16 protein-coding genes and 1 pseudogene are annotated in these 17352 nt (G+C 64.4%); 11 read left to right on the top strand and 6 right to left on the bottom strand.

The features are described 5' to 3' along the window. The first annotated feature begins 19 nt into the window (after positions 1–19). The 9 genes from recA (at position 20) to WJ16_RS13570 (ending at position 9208) form a co-directional block, all read left to right on the top strand. Entirely contained in the window at positions 20–1093 is a 1074-nt protein-coding gene (gene recA, locus WJ16_RS13610; protein ID WP_069257500.1) for a recombinase RecA, read from the top strand. Next, entirely contained in the window at positions 1093–1962 is an 870-nt protein-coding gene (recX, locus tag WJ16_RS13605) for a recombination regulator RecX (protein WP_069257499.1), read from the top strand. Before recA ends, recX begins: the two co-directional genes overlap by 1 nt. Before the next feature lie 146 nt (positions 1963–2108). Then, positions 2109–2717, top strand: a complete 609-nt coding sequence (locus WJ16_RS13600) for a DUF2889 domain-containing protein (RefSeq protein ID WP_069257498.1) — start codon at positions 2109–2111, stop codon at positions 2715–2717. 68 nt (positions 2718–2785) lie between these two features. Further along, complete coding sequence (gene sucC, locus WJ16_RS13595; RefSeq protein WP_069257497.1) at positions 2786–3952, top strand: ADP-forming succinate--CoA ligase subunit beta; 1167 nt, start codon at positions 2786–2788, stop codon at positions 3950–3952. Positions 3953–4016: 64 nt separating this feature from the next. Then, on the top strand, positions 4017–4898 hold the full coding sequence (sucD, locus tag WJ16_RS13590) for a succinate--CoA ligase subunit alpha (RefSeq protein ID WP_006477916.1): 882 nt from the start codon (positions 4017–4019) through the stop codon (positions 4896–4898). A gap of 155 nt (positions 4899–5053) precedes the next feature. Next, on the top strand, positions 5054–5758 hold the full coding sequence (locus WJ16_RS13585; protein WP_069257496.1) for a TerC family protein: 705 nt from the start codon (positions 5054–5056) through the stop codon (positions 5756–5758). Between the two features lie 97 nt (positions 5759–5855). Beyond that, entirely contained in the window at positions 5856–6452 is a 597-nt protein-coding gene (locus WJ16_RS13580) for a pilin (RefSeq protein WP_069257495.1), read from the top strand. A 162-nt stretch (positions 6453–6614) separates the two neighbouring features. After that, complete coding sequence (locus WJ16_RS13575; RefSeq protein ID WP_069257494.1) at positions 6615–8393, top strand: PglL family O-oligosaccharyltransferase; 1779 nt, start codon at positions 6615–6617, stop codon at positions 8391–8393. Positions 8394–8857: 464 nt separating this feature from the next. Next, positions 8858–9208 carry a TonB family protein gene (locus WJ16_RS13570; RefSeq protein WP_069257493.1) on the top strand — a complete coding sequence of 117 codons (351 nt, stop codon included), beginning with the start codon at positions 8858–8860 and terminating at the stop codon, positions 9206–9208. 123 nt (positions 9209–9331) lie between these two features. On the opposite strand, the gene WJ16_RS13565 is transcribed toward WJ16_RS13570, so the two are convergent. From WJ16_RS13565 to WJ16_RS35930, 5 genes and pseudogenes are all read right to left on the bottom strand, one after another. Then, entirely contained in the window at positions 9332–10540 is a 1209-nt protein-coding gene (locus WJ16_RS13565; RefSeq protein ID WP_069257492.1) for a hypothetical protein, read from the bottom strand. A gap of 491 nt (positions 10541–11031) precedes the next feature. After that, positions 11032–11754: a DUF8168 domain-containing protein gene (locus WJ16_RS34810; protein WP_076605921.1), complete on the bottom strand. Its 723-nt coding sequence runs from the start codon at positions 11752–11754 to the stop codon at positions 11032–11034. Between the two features lie 18 nt (positions 11755–11772). After that, positions 11773–12108: a hypothetical protein gene (locus WJ16_RS13555; protein ID WP_069257490.1), complete on the bottom strand. Its 336-nt coding sequence runs from the start codon at positions 12106–12108 to the stop codon at positions 11773–11775. A 497-nt stretch (positions 12109–12605) separates the two neighbouring features. After that, positions 12606–13259, bottom strand: a complete 654-nt coding sequence (locus WJ16_RS13550; protein WP_157126763.1) for a hypothetical protein — start codon at positions 13257–13259, stop codon at positions 12606–12608. Continuing rightward, a pseudogene (locus tag WJ16_RS35930) lies at positions 13201–13523 on the bottom strand (DUF6988 family protein). The gene WJ16_RS13550 and the pseudogene WJ16_RS35930 overlap by 59 nt, the downstream one beginning before the upstream one ends. 487 nt (positions 13524–14010) lie before the next feature. On the opposite strand from WJ16_RS35930, the gene WJ16_RS13545 reads away from it, so the two are divergent. Then, positions 14011–14544 carry a hypothetical protein gene (locus WJ16_RS13545; RefSeq protein ID WP_236858156.1) on the top strand — a complete coding sequence of 178 codons (534 nt, stop codon included), beginning with the start codon at positions 14011–14013 and terminating at the stop codon, positions 14542–14544. A 361-nt stretch (positions 14545–14905) separates the two neighbouring features. On the opposite strand, the gene moaC is transcribed toward WJ16_RS13545, so the two are convergent. Then, positions 14906–15385 carry a cyclic pyranopterin monophosphate synthase MoaC gene (moaC, locus tag WJ16_RS13540; protein ID WP_069257487.1) on the bottom strand — a complete coding sequence of 160 codons (480 nt, stop codon included), beginning with the start codon at positions 15383–15385 and terminating at the stop codon, positions 14906–14908. A gap of 271 nt (positions 15386–15656) precedes the next feature. Here moaC and WJ16_RS13535 point away from each other — a divergent pair, with 271 nt between their 5' ends. Further along, the gene (locus WJ16_RS13535; protein ID WP_069257486.1) at positions 15657–17351 is read left to right on the top strand and encodes a M48 family metalloprotease; all 1695 of its coding nucleotides are present in this window, start codon (positions 15657–15659) and stop codon (positions 17349–17351) included. Position 17352 lies beyond the last annotated feature (1 nt).

Here is a 17352-nt window from a genome sequence, read left to right as displayed (position 1 = left end):
TCATAGCAAAGGACGATTCATGGAAGATAGCAAGAAGGGCTCCGGGATGACCGCCGAGAAGAGCAAGGCGCTGGCCGCCGCGCTTGCCCAGATCGAAAAGCAGTTCGGCAAGGGCTCGATCATGCGCATGGGCGACGCCGAGGCGGCCGAGAACATCCAGGTCGTGTCCACGGGCTCGCTCGGTCTCGATATCGCGCTTGGCGTCGGCGGCCTGCCGCGCGGCCGGGTGGTCGAGATCTACGGTCCGGAATCGTCCGGTAAAACCACGCTCACGCTGCAGGTCATTGCCGAACTGCAGAAGCTGGGCGGCACGGCCGCGTTCATCGACGCCGAGCACGCGCTCGACGTTCAATATGCAGCGAAGCTCGGCGTGAACGTGCCGGAGCTGCTGATCTCGCAGCCGGACACCGGCGAGCAGGCGCTGGAAATCACCGACGCGCTGGTGCGCTCGGGCTCGATCGACATGATCGTCATCGACTCGGTCGCGGCGCTCGTGCCGAAGGCTGAAATCGAAGGCGAGATGGGCGATTCGCTGCCGGGTTTGCAGGCCCGCCTGATGTCGCAGGCGCTGCGCAAGCTGACCGGCACGATCAAGCGCACGAACTGCCTGGTGATCTTCATCAACCAGATCCGGATGAAGATCGGCGTGATGTTCGGCAACCCGGAAACCACGACGGGCGGCAACGCGCTCAAGTTCTATTCGTCGGTGCGTCTCGACATCCGCCGGATCGGCTCGATCAAGAAGAACGACGAGGTGATCGGCAACGAAACCCGCGTGAAGGTCGTCAAGAACAAGGTGTCGCCGCCGTTCCGCGAAGCGATCTTCGACATCCTGTATGGCGAAGGCATTTCGCGTCAGGGCGAGATCATCGATCTCGGCGTGCAGGCGAAAATCGTCGACAAGGCGGGCGCCTGGTACAGCTACAACGGCGAGAAGATCGGCCAGGGCAAGGACAACGCGCGTGAATTCCTGCGCGAAAATCCGGAAATCGCACGCGAGATCGAGAACCGCATTCGCGAATCGCTTGGCGTGGTCACCATGCCCGATGGTGTGGTCGAGGACGAAGCCGAGGCGATGGACGAAGAAGAGTGATGATCGGGCGCCGAGGTCAGGCTGGCGAGCCGGAGGAGAGCGACGTGCCCGAAACGGCAGGCCGCTCCAGCCGGCGAGCCGGATCCTCGGGCGCCGATCGGCGGGGCGCGGGCAGCGATGCCGCGAACCGCACCGCGACGAGGGCATCCGACGATGCCCTCGTTTCGTTTGAGATTGCCGCACCGGCCGATCCGTTCGACGACGATGAATCGTTCGACGCGCACGACCGCCCCCGCCGTCGTGTTTCCGGTGTCAGCTTCCCGGGCGATCGCGCACCCGATGCGTCGGCGCCGGCCAGGGAAGACGTCTATACACGCAGCAGCCAGCATCCACGCCGCACGCGTCGAGCATCGGGCGCTGCCGCCGGCAGTGCTTCCGGTGAAGCCGCCGGCGCCGGCGAGCGCAAATCATCGAAGCCGCAGCGGTCGTTGAAGGGGCGCGCACTCGGCTATCTGTCCAGGCGCGAATACAGCCGCACCGAACTCGCGCGCAAGCTGGCGCCCTACGTCGGCGAAGACGAATCCGTCGAGCCCGTGCTCGATGCGCTGGAGCAGGAAGGGTGGCTGTCCGATGCACGCTTTGCCGAGAGTCTCGTGCATCGTCGCGCGTCGCGTGTCGGTGTCGCACGCATCGTCAGCGAGCTGAAGCGGCATGCGGTGGGCGACACGCTCGTCGAGGAGGTGAATGCGCAGCTGCGCGAGACCGAATGGGCGCGCGCGCAGGCCGTCTGGCGCAAGAAATTCGGTGCACTGCCGCAAACGCCGGCCGAGCGTGCGAAGCAGGCGCGCTTTCTTGCCGCGCGCGGCTTCTCGAGCGCGACCATCGTGAAGTTGCTGAAGGTCGGCGACGATTTCCCGATCGACGACTGAGCACGCCGATCGCGCGCGTGGCGCGCGATTTTGCTGCAACGCAACCCCTTCCGGACAGGCGGGAATACCCGCCGTCGCGTCCAACTGTCTCAAATACCCAATATGCTAAAATCCGTGGGTTTTCCTCTTCGGCCTCAACCTCCAGCATGCCGCTACCCGAGCCCGTGCCCCGTCAGTTGCGACATCGACGCGCAATCCGAGCGGAAGCTTACGAGCGCGGCGACGGCTTGTGGGATATCGAAGCCTGCCTGACCGACCACAAGCCGCGCGATGTCGCGCTTGCGTCGGGCATCCGGCCCCAGGGCCTGCCGATCCACGAACTCTGGCTGCGCGTGACTATCGATCGTGACCTCAATGTCGTCGACGCCGAAGCGTCTTCGGAATGGGTTCCCTATCCCGGTCACTGTCAATCCGCCTCTCCCGCCTATCGGGCCCTCATCGGGCTCAATCTCTTCCGCAACTTCCGCCGCAATGCGAACCGGCTGCTCGCCGGCGTCGCAGGCTGCTCCCATCTCACCGAACTGTGCGCGGTGCTGCCGACGGCAGCGATCCAGGCGTTCGCCGGGGAGGTGTGGAACGTGCGTGAAGAAGGCGGCGAAGGGCCGGATCACGACGGCGCGCACGACGACGCACCTTTCCAGCTCGGCCGCTGCCGGGCGTTGCGGTTCGACGGCGAGGTCGTGCGGCAGTATTACCCGCGCTGGTATGGCGCGAGCCGGCCGGACGTGCCCGGTGATGGCAGCACGAAGGAATGAACGGAAATCATTCGAAGAAGCGTCTTAAGCGACTTTTCATCCAACTCTCAGACTGAAGGGAATCACGCATGAAGATTCACGAGTACCAGGGTAAGGAAATCCTGCGGAAATTCGGAGTCGCGGTACCGCGCGGCAAGCCGGCGTTCTCGGTGGAGGACGCTGTCAAGGTGGCAGAAGAGCTCGGCGGCCCGGTCTGGGTCGTGAAGGCTCAGATTCACGCAGGCGGCCGCGGTAAAGGCGGCGGCGTGAAGGTGGCGAAGTCGATCGAGCAGGTCCGCGAATACGCGAGCCAGATCCTCGGCATGCAGCTCGTCACGCACCAGACCGGTCCGGAAGGCCAGAAGGTCAACCGCCTGATGATCGAAGAAGGCGCCGACATCAAGCAGGAACTGTATGTCAGCCTCGTCGTCGATCGCATCTCGCAAAAGATCGTTCTGATGGGTTCGAGCGAAGGCGGCATGGACATCGAAGAAGTCGCCGAAAAGCACCCGGAACTGATCCACAAGGTCATCGTGGAGCCGTCGACGGGCCTGCTCGACGCACAAGCCGACGACCTCGCCGCGAAGATCGGCGTGCCGGCCGCTTCGATTCCGCAAGCGCGCGCGATCCTGCAAGGTCTGTACAAGGCATTCTGGGAAACCGACGCATCGCTGGCCGAAATCAACCCGCTGAACGTCTCCGGCGACGGCAAGGTCATCGCACTCGACGCGAAGTTCAACTTCGACTCGAACGCGCTGTTCCGCCACCCGGAAATCGTCGCGTACCGCGATCTGGACGAAGAAGATCCGGCTGAAATCGAAGCGTCGAAGTTCGACCTCGCGTACATCTCGCTCGACGGCAACATCGGCTGTCTCGTGAACGGCGCGGGCCTCGCGATGGCGACGATGGACACCATCAAGCTGTTCGGCGGCGAGCCGGCGAACTTCCTGGACGTCGGCGGTGGCGCCACGACCGAGAAGGTTACGGAAGCGTTCAAGCTGATGCTGAAGAACCCGGATCTGAAGGCGATCCTCGTGAACATCTTCGGCGGCATCATGCGCTGCGACGTGATCGCGGAAGGCGTGATCGCCGGTTCGAAGGCCGTGAACCTGAACGTGCCGCTCGTCGTGCGCATGAAGGGCACGAACGAAGACCTCGGCAAGAAGATGCTGGCCGATTCGGGCCTGCCGATCATCTCGGCGGACAGCATGGAAGAGGCTGCGCAGAAGGTCGTCGCGGCTGCCGCAGGCAAGTAACGCTATCGAATACGCATGGCGGCGCGGCTGGCACGCGACGCCAATCGAACAGAGGTCAAAATACATGTCGATTCTGATCAACAAGGACACGAAGGTCATCACGCAGGGCATTACCGGCAAAACCGGTCAATTCCATACGCGCGCCTGCCGTGAATACGCAAACGGCCGCGAAGCATTCGTCGCGGGCGTGAACCCGAAGAAGGCCGGCGAAGATTTCGAAGGCATTCCGATCTACGCGAGCGTCAAGGAAGCGAAGGCCGAAACCGGCGCGACCGTGTCGGTCATCTACGTTCCGCCGGCAGGCGCAGCGGCTGCGATCTGGGAAGCGGTCGAAGCCGATCTGGATCTCGCGATCTGCATCACGGAAGGCATCCCCGTGCGCGACATGATCGAAGTGAAGGACCGCATGCGCCGCGAAGGCCGCAAGACGCTGCTGCTCGGGCCGAACTGCCCGGGCACGATCACGCCGGACGAGCTGAAGATCGGCATCATGCCGGGTCACATCCACCGCAAGGGCCGCATCGGCGTCGTGTCGCGTTCGGGCACGCTGACGTATGAAGCGGTTGCTCAGCTGACGGCACTCGGCCTCGGCCAGTCGTCGGCAGTCGGCATCGGCGGCGACCCGATCAACGGTCTGAAGCACATCGACGTGATGAAGATGTTCAACGACGATCCGGATACGGATGCGGTCGTGATGATCGGCGAAATCGGCGGTCCGGACGAAGCGAACGCCGCCGAGTGGATCAAGGACAACATGAAGAAGCCGGTGGTCGGCTTCATCGCGGGCGTCACGGCGCCCCCGGGCAAGCGCATGGGCCACGCCGGCGCGCTGATCTCGGGCGGTGCGGATACGGCCGAAGCGAAGCTGGAAATCATGGAAGCGTGCGGCATTACCGTCACGCGCAACCCGTCGGAAATGGGCCGTCTGCTGAAGAAGGCGCTGTAATATTTCCCCCGGGTTCGTCCTGCAGAAAACGCCGGCATTGCCGGCGTTTTTTGTTATGCTCGCGCAATGAATTCGTAAGCACCGGGCATGCGTCGCGCATGTGCCGGCGATGAACCGGGCCGCCTGCGAGCGGCCGCTGTCCTGTCCTCACGGCCATGCTCGAATTCCTGACGTCGCTGCATTGGGGCGCCGTATTCCAGATCGTCATCATCGATATCCTGCTCGGCGGCGACAACGCGGTCGTGATCGCGCTCGCATGCCGCAACCTGCCGGCGAACCAGCGGCTGCGCGGTGTCGTCTGGGGCACCGCGGGGGCGATCCTGCTGCGTGTTGCGCTGATCACGTTCGCGGTCGCGCTGCTCGACGTGCCGTTCCTGAAGTTGGGCGGCGGGCTGCTGCTGCTGTGGATCGGCATCAAGCTGATGGCGCCGGCCGACGACGCGCACGACGACATCAAGCCGGCCAGCCGGCTGTGGGACGCCGTGAAGACGATCGTGATCGCCGACGCGGTGATGAGCCTAGACAACGTGATCGCGATCGCCGGCGCGGCCGAACAGGCCGATCCGTCGCACCGGATCCCGCTCGTGATCTTCGGGCTCGTCGTCAGCGTCCCGATCATCGTGTGGGGCAGCACGCTGGTGCTGAAGCTGCTCGACCGATTCCCGATCGTCGTGGCGCTCGGCGCCGGGCTGCTCGGCTGGATCGCGGGCGGGCTGATCGTGAACGATCCGGTCGGCGATCGCTGGGCGGTGCTCGATACGCAGCCGGTGCTCTACGGCGCGAGCATTGCGGGCGCGCTGTTCGTCGTGGCGATCGGCTACGCGCTCAGGCGCCGCAGCGGTACCCCGCGCGCGCACTGACACTGGCCATCCGGCCGACTGCCGGATTCGGACCCCGCTGGCTACGATCGAGACGCCTGCCTCTACCGGCAGGCGTTTTTCGTTTCCGGAGCCTGCCATGTTCGAAGCCTTTTCCGTTTCCCTGTTCCGTCGCGTTGCCGCCGATCTGCGGCGCGCGAACCGGCCGTCGCCGCGCTGGCGGCCGGCCGGCTTCACGCTGATCGAACTGATGATCGTGCTGGCGATCGTCGGCGTGATCGCGGCCTATGCCATTCCCGCGTATCAGGATTACCTCGCGCGCTCGCGGGTCGGCGAGGGGCTCGCGCTCGCGTCGTCCGCGCGGCTTGCCGTCGCCGACAACGCCGCGAGCGGCGCGAGCCTCGACGGCGGCTACAGCCCGCCGGCCGCGACCCGCAACGTCCAATCCGTCGCGATCGACGGCGAGACCGGCCAGATCACGGTCACTTTCACCGCGCGCGTTACTGCGGCCAACGCCAATACGCTGGTGCTCGTGCCGTCCGCGCCCGACAAGGCCGACACACCCACCGCGCGCGTGGCGCTTAAAAAGGGTGCGATGCAGGCCGGTGCGATCGCGTGGGAGTGCTTCGCCGCCGGCAAGGATGCATCGTCGCTGCCGGCGCCGGGGGCCGGGCCGCTGCCGGCTGACGCCGCGACGCTGCCTGCGAAGTACGCACCGGCCGAGTGCCGTGCGTAATGTGCGTGATCGGAACGGTGGCGCAGCCGTGCGGTGCGGGCAGCCCGCCTGCCGCTTCAGCCGGCCGGGGCGGCTGCGCCGCGTCGGGTCGCGGCGCGACGGCCCCGCACAGAGCGAGGAAAGTTTTGTATAGTGCGCCGGTTGCTGACATCCGGTTCGCTCATGCCTTCTACTTTTTCCCGTTCGTTGCCGCTCGTTGCGCTGGCTGTCGCCCTGATCGTGCCGTATGCGATCACGAATCACACGTATCCGATTCCGACCTTCTATTCCGAGTTTTCCGCGCTGGTGCTGTATCTGCTGGTGGGGGTGTCCGTCGTGCTGCTCGCGCGCACGGGTCGCCCGACCGAGCCGTTCGCCGCGCCGGCCGCGTTCGTCGCGCCGCTCGGGTTCGCGGCGGTGCTCATCGCGCAGGTCGCGCTGATCCCGCTGAAAGTGCCGTCGATGAACTGGCTGGCGGTCGGCTATCTTGCCGCCGCACTGGTCGCGATGCAGGCCGGCTATGCGCTCGCGCGCGACGGGCTGACCGAGGCCGTGTCGCGGATGATGGCCGGCGCGCTGCTCGTCGGCGGCGTGTTCGCGGTCGGCACCCAGATCGTGCAGTTGTTCCACCTCGAATCGGCGCTGTCGCCGTTCGTCGTGATCTACAACGTCGCGGTCGATCGCCGCCCGTACGGCAACATGGCGCAGGCGAACCATCTGGCCAGCTACATCGCGTTCGCGCTCGCGGGTGCGCTGTATCTCGTGCAGACGCGCCGGCTCGCGGTATGGGCGTGGTTCGCGCTGTCGATCGTGCTGTCGGTCGGTCTCGCGCTGACGGTGTCGCGCGGCCCGTGGCTGCAGGTCGCGGTGATGGTCGTCGCGGGCTTCTGGATGGCGTGGCTCGAGTCGCGCCGCGCGCCGGGCAATAAGCGTGCGTGGCTGATTCCGGTCGTGCTGGCGGTGGCGTTCGTCGCGGTGAACGTCGCGGTGCGCTGGGCCAATGTGCACTACCACCTGAATCTCGCGGAATCCGCGGCCGACCGGATGCGCGACGCGGGGCAGATCGCACCGCGCCTCGCGCTGTGGAAGTACGGGCTCGCGATGTTCCGCGAGCATCCGCTGCTCGGCGTCGGCTGGGGCGAGTTCCCGTCGCACCAGTTCGCGCTCGTGCGCACGCTCGGCGGTGTCGAGATCGCGAACAACTCGCACGACATCTTCATCGACCTGCTCGCGAAGTCCGGCCTCGTCGGCCTGGGCGTGCTCGTCGTCGCGCTCGTGACCTGGTTCGTGCGTGCGGTGCGCGCGCCGCAGTCGAGCATGCGCGTGTTCGGTTTCGCGCTGATCGGCATCCTGCTGATGCATGCGCTGGTCGAGTATCCGCAGCAGTACATGTTCTTCCTGTTGCCGGCGATGTTCGTGATCGGGCTGCTCGAAGTGAAGCCGCTGCGCATCCTGCCGGGGCGGGCCGCCTTCGGGCTGTTCGCGGTACTGTCGGTCGGCGGCGTGCTGGCGGCGGTGCCCGTGCTGCGCGACTACCAGCGCGCGGAAGTGCTGTATTACGGCAGCGATCCGGCCGCGCAGTACCGCGATGCGCCGTCGCTGCTGTTCGGCGCGTGGGGCGATTACGGCGCGGCCACGCTGCTCGCGATTTCGGCGGACGACCTTCCGGTCAAGCTCGCCGCGCACGAGCGCGCGATCGCGCTGCTGCCGGGCGAGACGGTGCTGCGCCGCTATGCGGTGCTGCAGGCGCTGGCCGGACGTGAAGCCGATGCGTTCGACACCGTCGCGCGCCTGCACGTGTTTGCAAAGGAGTTGAAGGACTGGCCGCAACAACTGGCGGCGCTGTACAAGCTGTGCGACCAGCAGCCGGCGTTGAAGACGTTCAAGGCGGCGGTCGTCGCGAAATACGGCGAAGTGCCGGCCGATGCAGCCGACGACGAGGACGACGACGATTCGGATTGATGCGCGCAGCGCTTGCCGGAACGGGGAATTCCGGCAGGTGCCGCGACGTGGGGAAGCAGCGGCGCGAGCGGGGCGCAAGCGCGCCGCGCGACTCCGGTGAATCCCGCGAACCCGGCGACCTGTCGATTACCCCGCGGATTACACGCATTCCGCCCCAAGACGCGGCAATTCGCGTCAACCATTGTCAAATTGCCGCCGCCGGGCGGGTCGTGCGTGCACAATGCGCGAAAGCGCCTGCCTGCCGGCCCGCATGGCGACCGGGCGGACGCAAACACGGGCGGCACCCCGTTCATCCGGGAGGTCCGCCACGCAGGATCGCGGCCGAACATCGATCGGCCGTGCGGCCGTAACGGGGCGCCGGTCCGATGGCCGCGGCGCGGCGTGATGCATGCGATGCGGCCGGGCGACGTTGCCCGGTGCGCGGCGCGTGCGTCGGAAACAGTGCTGAAGAACGATATTCGACCATGGCCATTCGCTCGACCTACCTGATCCTGCCCGCTGTCGCGATGCTGTTTTCCGGCTGCGCGATGCTGTCGTCGTCGCAGGAAAGCAAGCTGACCTGCCACATTCCGCGCGCCGTCTATCCGGATACCGCGAAACCGCTCACGCGCCAGGCGACCGTGCTCGTGCGTGCGCTGATGACGACGTCCGGCGAAGCGCAGAACGTCACCGTGACGACGAGCAGCCGCAATGCGGCGGCCGACCGCGCGGCCGTCGACGCGATGACGCACGCGACCTGCGCGCAGACGGGCGCGACCGCGAACCCGTTCCTGCTGACGCAACCGTTCGTGTTCGAGCCGCAGCGCGGCCAGTGATACGCGAGCGGCGCGGCCTGCGCGCGGCCCGCCCGTGCGGGCTTCGTTTGCTGCCGGCCGCTTCGTCGTACATTGCCGGCGACAGTCGATGCGTGCGGCCGTCGGAGCGCACGCGCCCGGCGTTCAGCGCCGCGGCATCAGGTTCGCGCCGCGGCAGGCCGGCTCGGCCGTCGCGCTCAGCCCGAGCAGCGTGAACCCGTTGCGTTCCTGACGAATCAGCGCGTAGTGCCGCGCGACCGTTTCCCCGGTGTTGCCCGTCAGGTCGAGTTCGACCTGAAAGCGGTCCTTGCTGTCCGAGCAGCTCCGCACCGGGCCGTACTCAAACCCGATATCGGTCGCCTTGCTGGCCTTGTCGAACGCCTGCCGGCCTTTGAGCGCGGCCGCGGCGGCGGCGGGCTCGCTCCATTCGCGCGCCAGCGCATCGTCCACCTTCAGCCATTCGTCGACGAAATCGCGGCCGTTGAGCGCAACAGGCTGCACACGCTGCACGGTGGCGCCGTCGACGCGGTAGCGGAAGATGCCCGGCCGCGTCATCACTTCGCTGTCTTTCGAGCCGACCGTCGTGCGTATCTCGAAGCCGTCGGAGCGTACCTTGAACCGGATCGCGTCGTCGTCGAGCACGTAGCCGTGTTCGGTATGAAACAGCGTGCGTTGCGCGGTCGAGCCGTTTGCCGGTGCAAGAACGTCCGCGCCGAACCGGCTCCAGCGCGACGAGCACCACGGCGTGCCGTGGACGACCGCGACCTGCCCGCCGGGCAGCGCCGAGAACCAGAAGCCACCGCCGTAGGCGCCGCCGATGTCCTTGTAATCGTCGGCCTGCCAGCGCAGCACGCGTCGCCAGCCGCCGTTTTCCCATGCGTAAGCGGTCAGCACGTTGTCGTCGCCGCACGCGATGTCGAAACCGGCGCGCACGAAGAGCAACGGGCGCGACGTGCCGCCGCGTTCGACGTCGACGTCCGGATTGCGGCCGAACGCCGATTCGCCGTTTTTCGGCTGGGCAGGGTGGGCCGGCACGCCGAGCGCGGTCGCGAGCGTGCGTTTCAGTGCGGCCGGGTCGACCTGTTCGCCGCTGCACGCGAGCTGCGCATCGATCGCGCCGACGAGCGCCTGCTTGTACGCACGAAGCGCGTCGCGCAGCGGCGGCGAAACGTCGACGTTGCCGCCGCCGTCGCCTTGAGGATTGCGGACCTGCTGGACGTGATGCTGCGCGTCGATGGCCGCGTGCGCCGCGGTGTCGGCGGCGGGGCAGCGGCCGGCAGCGAAGGCGGCGGCCGGCAGCAGCAGGAGCGCGCACAGCAGCGGCGCGCCGTATTTCAGCGTGGGGTTCGTCATGGGTGATGTGCTTTCTGCTTTTTATCGTTCGAACGGGGAATCTTGCCTGCTGATCCGAAGAAATCAGTTCGACGTGACGATCCTCGCGTAGCGAGGGGCGGCAACGTTGTTCGGACGCGTAGCGGGCGAACAGATTTGTTCATCGATGAAGACCTGATGAAATCTGATTACTGCCGGATTTGCCGCTGATTGATCGAACATGTAGGTATCCAATTGCTCCCTATCTCGGCGAAATCCATGAGGTCTGGCCGAATTTCTCGTTCATGAACCAATTTCGCTTGCAATCATCGCGGCCTACGGCCTTGGCACGTGCGACAGTTGATATCGCACCAATCCATGACCTGTCCGCGATTGCGGATCAATGACCCGCACGATCGCCCCTTTCCGTCCATTCAGACATTTTTGTCGCCTGTATCCCCCATGCAGATGAAGTGCGGTGAAGCAGCGCGATACCGGAGAATCGACTAGGCAACGTCGGACAAGTGGGGGAGTCAGCAGTTGCGGATGTAGCCATCCGCAACTGCCCATGCCGTCGTCAGTAGTCCGACTGCATCTGCCTCAGGAACGACTTGGGGTTCTCCGTGGCGGGTCGCTTGTGCTGCTTTTTCCAGTAGCCTTGTTGCCGATTCATCACACCCGGCAATCTCGCGCAGCGTCTTCCACTGAGTTGCCTTGTCTTTCGGGTCCAGCGATCGAGTAGCGATGCAGTGGTGGCGAAGCGATTCGACGGCCCGGTAGCAGTGAAAGGCAACATCGTCCGGCTCCTTCATCGCGATGATAAGGTCGCGTAAGCACCGATGAAGGAAGACTCCCGGTTCGCCTCGCAGCTTAGGACGCATTGCTGCAATTCGGGCATGCAGATCGACTCCACGATGCAGTTCGCCGATGCAAGGAACGTCGATGCCGAAAACGACGTCGAGACCGACTTCCGGACAGATGGCCCGCCGTATTTCCACATCGTAGGTGTGGCCGAGAAGGAAACCCACAATGTCCATTTCCAGCTGGACCATGTATCTGACTGCGTTGCGCAGGTCCAAGGCGTTCCACTCGACATCCGTCTCGACCCATACAGCCACCTGATTCATGAGAATCCGAACGTCAGTTTTCGCATCAACTCCGAATACAACGTGCTTGAATTTAGCGGAGATGTGGTGATCGGGTATCTGCGCTCGTTCGGGATGGACCACGCCATCGAGGAAATATCTGTAGGTCATTTCGTTGCCGGCAAGTGATCAGTATTGGTCGTCCGCTGGCAACGGACATTCAACCTCGATCAGTCGTTTCCTCGCGACCGCAAGCTGTTCCTCCGTGAACAGATCGCGCCACGGCTTCTGAAGGACAAGATATTCGACGCTCAGACAGAGGTTTTCCCGTCCACGGAGAAAGAGTTCGGTGAATCCTTCCGATGGTCTGTTCGTCGCCAGCAGTCGGTTCGCAGTCTCCTTGCCGCCGTGTTCGCCCACCATACGCAGGAAGTAGGTGGCGTGGTATGGCGGCTTCAGTTTTCGTGCGGCGTCGTAGATGCCGCGCATTGCTTGGTCAAACTGTTCGAGTGTCTTGTCGGTCATGGTAACCCCGCTGGTTGTTGTCCGCACAATCTTATCGTGACCGCAGTGCTACGACATGACGAACCAGTTGCTACCAACTTGCCCGCGAAACACGGTAGCGGTGAAGTATTCAGCAGTTGAGGATGTAGCCGTCCGTGATAGTCCAGGCCGTCGTCAACAGCGCTTCTGTATCTGGCCCGTTCGCGGTCTTCAATTCGTCCAGGGCCTTCTTTGCAAATGCCAATTCCTTTCGTGCAGCTATCAGCTTTGTCCCGGTCACCAGAATCTCTCCGATCAGTCGTCGAAATTAAAGAGTACGACAGCGAATACTTCCATTTCGCGGGATCAATAGGGTGTACGTCAGGCGAATCGGCGTTCATGTGGTTCCAGATGCGACCGGAAAGACCTATGTAGAACCGAGGTATCTGAACGAATGTAAAGCGAACCGGACAACAATACCGGCGTCGGCTGCTGCACTGACCGTGACGGCGAGGGGCGATTGACGTAGTCAGTTACCTTTAGCGCCTTGCACCGGCTGGCATAGTCCAATCAGTAAATGCAGCAAGGAAGCGCGGAAGGTCATCGAATGTGTCGAGGCTCACTTGCCGGCCACACGCGGTTTCGGTCGCCCCACGGTTCAGCCGCTTCGGAAACCGCGACATGTTCGAATGGAAACGATGCTCGTGGCTGACCGATGCAACTCCCGGCAATGCCGTCACCGCGTCAGGCATCAGGCCGGGATGCACCATCAGATTGGCGCGATTCATCCTCGATGTGGTCTTGACCAAGTAGATGGTCTGACCGCTAGGGGTCGCGAATTCGGCCACTTTCGATGTTTGTTTCGTCAGCGTGTATCCGGCCTTCTGGACTTCAGCAAGGATGGCGGCGACCTCGTCGTTAGCCGTGCCGCACGTCGCGATGTCGTAGACCTTGGGCGTTGCCGGTTTCAACGGTGCAGACAATGGCACGTTGGGCGTCGGTATTGCTGTCTCTTGATCGCGCCGTGCTGATGGCTTCGGCGTAGTTCGACCAAGCAGTGAAGCCGTTGCGGCATGCATCTGCTCATAGGCACGGTCAAACCAGTCGGTCCGGCGCAAGACCGGATCCTTGGCGTCAAGTTCTCCCTTGGTGACTTCTCGAAGGTGGTAGCGCGTTGTGCTGAAGTCCTCCATGTGCGTAGCTATTCAGGGCTTTCCACGCGACATCATGATAATTCTTCACTTGTTCAAGCAGGGGGCGTGGTGCGTGGCTGGTGTTCAGTTCCTTTAGCATGTTGACCACCATCAACCCTTCATTCGCCCGCTGTGCATTCTCTTCAGTCAGGGGGCACTGAGTTTGGTCACACAATTCTCCGATGCAGCGGACGGCAACCAGATTCCTCGAATCAGAGATTCGTATTGTGGGCGAAGTAGAGAATCCCGACGCGTGAAGCCCACTGGTAATGAGCATCAACGCACCCATCGAATGTTCGATTGATAGGAGTCCGGCTCGGAAGGAGGCGGCGAATCGTTCGCCCTCTACCGGAACAAGGTTGCCAATATGTGCCGCGACCGTGCGGTGGAACTGAACCGTTTGATCGAGCGTGGCGGATAACCGATCTTCGTTCGTGGTAGGCATGGATGGAATGGCGGCGTGTGGCGCTGAGTGGCGACCTTTGTCTCTGCACTGCGTCCCACCACTGATATGTGATTGTCACGCGTTTTGCAAGAGTCAGTGTTCGGCGACAACACCTATAGATTGAGGCTACTGCTGCCGTTAACCTATTCGAGCTGTCTCCTTTAGCGGGATGGTTTATAAAATTAATGAGTTACGGGGAATGCTATGCAATGGATCAAATCGCTAACCGCTCTTTCGGTGGTTAGTCTGTTTTCGGGTTGTGCTTATAACGTGCAAGTGTCGTCCCAATCAGGGGCTGCTGAAGTAATGAGCACCAAGGTCAAGCAGGACAAGGCGTATGTGGTGTTCAGTGACAACCTTGCGACTGCCGGGAAGGAAGTGAAGCCGGGGTTTCAGTGCGGCGCTCACCGATACCCCATGTATATCGGGGAGACCCTCGAAAATTCCTTGTCGAAGACGGTTGAGGCGGCTTTTCCTCATGCGGTCAGGAACGGCGGTGCAATTCCCACATTGGGTGACGGACTGGTTTTCAAGTTCGATCTCGCCGAGTTCGATCCGCGCGTCCGTTTCTCCCCCGGCTTCTTCGTTCCGACAGCAGATGCGAACGTAGACATAGCCATTCGTGCCCGTGTGTCTGACAAGGCTGGCAAGGAACTGATTGCGACGACGTTCCGGGGGCAAGGGCATTCGAGCCAAGATGGGTCTTGCGGCGTAGGTGCCGACGCTTTGGCGGACGCCGGACAGAAGGCAATCGCGAACGCAATGGAGAATTTCGTCGACAAGGTCATCAACACTGGCATTCTCGATGCGTCGACGACGACCACAGCAGCAAGCAAATAGCCATTCGACAGGCTGTCCCTCTTGATCGGGAGGCCGTCGTTGCACCAAATGCAGCGTGGCGCATGAGACTCATGCACCACGCTGCATGCCACTGCCATTATCCGAGCTTATGTGCTAAATCAGTTGCTGACGGATGGTAGTACCGCTTCAACATCGCCAAACTGCGATGGCCCGAGCCCGCACGGCATATCCGTGCTTGCCACTTGTTACCCCTTTTGCGTATCGACGCCATATCCTGTCTCCAACTTGGACAGGATTGGATCGACTTTTCGTATGTCAGAAGTCAGATTTGTAGTGATTTCGTCAGGAAGTGATGATTCGGCAATATTGGGCAGAGCGTCGAATTTTGCGAAACAATGCCTTAACCTTCCGCCTTCCAATCCCCCGACTTCCCGCCGCGCTTCTCCCGCACGCTCACGTCGGTGATCACCATCCCGCGATCGACGGCCTTGCACATGTCGTAGACGGTCAGCAGCCCGACCTGCACGGCGGTCAGCGCTTCCATCTCGACGCCGGTCCGGCCGAACGTCTCGACCTGCACGACGCAGTGGACGCCCGGCAGCGCATCGTCGAGTTCGAAGTCGACGGCCACGCGCGTCAGCGCGAGCGGGTGGCACAGCGGAATGAGGTCGGCCGTGCGCTTGGCGCCCTGGATTGCCGCGATGCGCGCGACGCCGAGCACGTCGCCTTTCTTGGCCTTGCCGTCGCGAATCAGCGCGAACGTGGCCGGCAGCATCCGGATCGTGCCGCGTGCAATCGCGATGCGCTGGGTTTCCTGCTTGCCGCCGACGTCGACCATGTGCGCATGGCCGGCGGCGTCGAAATGGGTGAGTCCTGACATGTGATGCTCCAGTGGAACGGCGTGCTCGCGCGAGCACGTCCGTCGATCCTGCAGGGTGATCGGGCAGGGTGCTGAAATTACCGGTTCCCCGCGCCGATGCCACGCTTGAACGGGCGCTTATCATAGCAGCGGCGTTCACGGCGCCGGCGCGCAGATGGCGCCCATCCCGCACGGAACAGTCGCGATGTCGCCGGTACAATGACCCGAATATTCAGACCAAACGCCGCGATGCGCGCCCCGGCGCGCGGGACGGCGTCGTTTTCATCCTGCCATGCGTGTCAAACAGTTGCTTGCCGTGTCGCTTTCGGCGGCGCTCGCGTTGCCGCCGAGCGGCCATGCGCAGCGCGCATCCGCGCCGCCGCTCGAACCGGCAGCCGACGGCGCCCGGTCGATCTCCACCGTGCCGTCCGGTATCGCAACCGGCGTGTTCGGCACGTACGGCGGCGCGGAGAGCCGCTTCTCGGAAGCGGGCGGAGCGTCGGCGCCGGCCGCGAGCCTGCGCGCGCCGCTTCGCGCGTTCGAGCTGCCCGACCTCGGCGACGGTTCCGGCGGTGCGCTGACGCCGCAGGCCGAGCGCCGGCTCGGCGAGCGCGTGATGCGCGAGGTGCGGCGCGATCCCGACTATCTCGACGACTGGCTCGTGCGCGACTACCTGAACGCGATGGCGGCGCGGCTCGCGGCCGCGGCGGCCGCGCGCTTCATCGGCGGCTATACGCCGGACTTCGACCTGTTCCCGGTGCGCGATCCGCAGATCAACGCGTTCTCGATGCCGGGCGGCTTCATCGGGATCAACAGCGGGCTCGTCGTCACGACGCAGACCGAGTCGGAACTCGCGTCGGTGGTCGGCCACGAGATGGGGCACGTGCTGCAGCGGCACATCGCGCGGATGATCGGTGCGAACGAGAAGACCGGCTATACGGCGCTCGCGACGATGCTGCTCGGCGTGCTGGCCGGCGTCCTCGCGAGAAGCGGCGACCTCGGCAGCGCGATCGCGGTGGGCGGGCAGGCGTATGCGGTGGACAACCAGTTGCGCTTCTCGCGTTCGGCCGAGCGCGAGGCCGATCGCGTCGGCTTCCAGCTGCTCGCGGGCGCGGGCTACGACCCGTACGGGATGCCGGGCTTCTTCGAGCGGCTCGACCGCGCGTCGATGGGCGATGCGGGCGTGCCGGCCTATGCGCGCACGCACCCGCTGACCGGCGAGCGGATCGCCGACATGGAGGATCGCGCGCGCCGCGCGCCGTACCGGCAGCCGCGTCAGTCGCCCGAATACGGCTTCGTGCGCGCGCGGCTGCGTGTGCTGCAGAACCGCGCGCCCACCGACATCGCGGCCGAGGCGCGCCGAATGCAGGTCGAGATCGACGATCGCACGGCGCCGAACGTCGCGGCGAACTGGTACGGCATCGCGCTCGCGAACGCGCTGCTCGGCCAGTACGATGCGGCTAGCAAGGCACTCGCGTCGGCCCGCGCCGCGTTCGAGGCGCGCGAGCGGCGCGACGACGATCCGGCGACGAGTTCGCCGAGCCTCGACGTGCTGGCCGCCGACATCGCGCGCCGCGCGGGGCGTGCGGACGACGCGGTGCGCCTCGCGGCGCTCGCGCAGCGGCGCTGGCCGGCGTCGCACGCCGCGATCGTCGCGCATCTGCAGGCGCTGCTCGCGGCGCGCCGTTTCGCCGACGCGCAGGCGCAGGCACGCGCGCAGACGCAGGCCGACCCCGGGCAGCCGGACTGGTGGGACTATCTCGCGAAGGCGAGCGACGGCAAGGGCGACGTGCTGGCGCGGCGCCGCGCGCTCGCCGAGAAGCTCGCGCTCGACGGCGCGTGGCGGTCGGCGATTCGCCAGCTGAAGGAAGCGCGCGACGCGAAGGACGTGTCGTTCTACGAGCAGTCGATGATCGGCGCGCGGCTGCTGGAATTCGAGGCGCGCTACAAGGAAGAACGCGAAGACGAGAAGAACGGCCGCGGGTAGC

Origin of the sequence: Burkholderia metallica, from assembly GCF_001718555.1 — a bacterium.
Classification (GTDB): domain Bacteria; phylum Pseudomonadota; class Gammaproteobacteria; order Burkholderiales; family Burkholderiaceae; genus Burkholderia; species Burkholderia metallica.
Note: the sequence above shows the minus strand (reverse complement) of the source record. Positions and strands in the feature narration are given on the sequence as shown.

Coding starts and splice junctions, on each gene's coding strand:
- recA (WP_069257500.1), top strand. CDS start 20: ATGGAAGATAGCAAGAAGGGCTCCGGGATGACCGCCGAGAAGAGCAAG.
- recX (WP_069257499.1), top strand. CDS start 1,093: ATGATCGGGCGCCGAGGTCAGGCTGGCGAGCCGGAGGAGAGCGACGTG.
- WJ16_RS13600 (WP_069257498.1), top strand. CDS start 2,109: ATGCCGCTACCCGAGCCCGTGCCCCGTCAGTTGCGACATCGACGCGCA.
- sucC (WP_069257497.1), top strand. CDS start 2,786: ATGAAGATTCACGAGTACCAGGGTAAGGAAATCCTGCGGAAATTCGGA.
- sucD (WP_006477916.1), top strand. CDS start 4,017: ATGTCGATTCTGATCAACAAGGACACGAAGGTCATCACGCAGGGCATT.
- WJ16_RS13585 (WP_069257496.1), top strand. CDS start 5,054: ATGCTCGAATTCCTGACGTCGCTGCATTGGGGCGCCGTATTCCAGATC.
- WJ16_RS13580 (WP_069257495.1), top strand. CDS start 5,856: ATGTTCGAAGCCTTTTCCGTTTCCCTGTTCCGTCGCGTTGCCGCCGAT.
- WJ16_RS13575 (WP_069257494.1), top strand. CDS start 6,615: ATGCCTTCTACTTTTTCCCGTTCGTTGCCGCTCGTTGCGCTGGCTGTC.
- WJ16_RS13570 (WP_069257493.1), top strand. CDS start 8,858: ATGGCCATTCGCTCGACCTACCTGATCCTGCCCGCTGTCGCGATGCTG.
- WJ16_RS13565 (WP_069257492.1), bottom strand. CDS start 10,540: ATGACGAACCCCACGCTGAAATACGGCGCGCCGCTGCTGTGCGCGCTC.
- WJ16_RS34810 (WP_076605921.1), bottom strand. CDS start 11,754: ATGACCTACAGATATTTCCTCGATGGCGTGGTCCATCCCGAACGAGCG.
- WJ16_RS13555 (WP_069257490.1), bottom strand. CDS start 12,108: ATGACCGACAAGACACTCGAACAGTTTGACCAAGCAATGCGCGGCATC.
- WJ16_RS13550 (WP_157126763.1), bottom strand. CDS start 13,259: ATGGAGGACTTCAGCACAACGCGCTACCACCTTCGAGAAGTCACCAAG.
- WJ16_RS13545 (WP_236858156.1), top strand. CDS start 14,011: ATGAGCACCAAGGTCAAGCAGGACAAGGCGTATGTGGTGTTCAGTGAC.
- moaC (WP_069257487.1), bottom strand. CDS start 15,385: ATGTCAGGACTCACCCATTTCGACGCCGCCGGCCATGCGCACATGGTC.
- WJ16_RS13535 (WP_069257486.1), top strand. CDS start 15,657: ATGCGTGTCAAACAGTTGCTTGCCGTGTCGCTTTCGGCGGCGCTCGCG.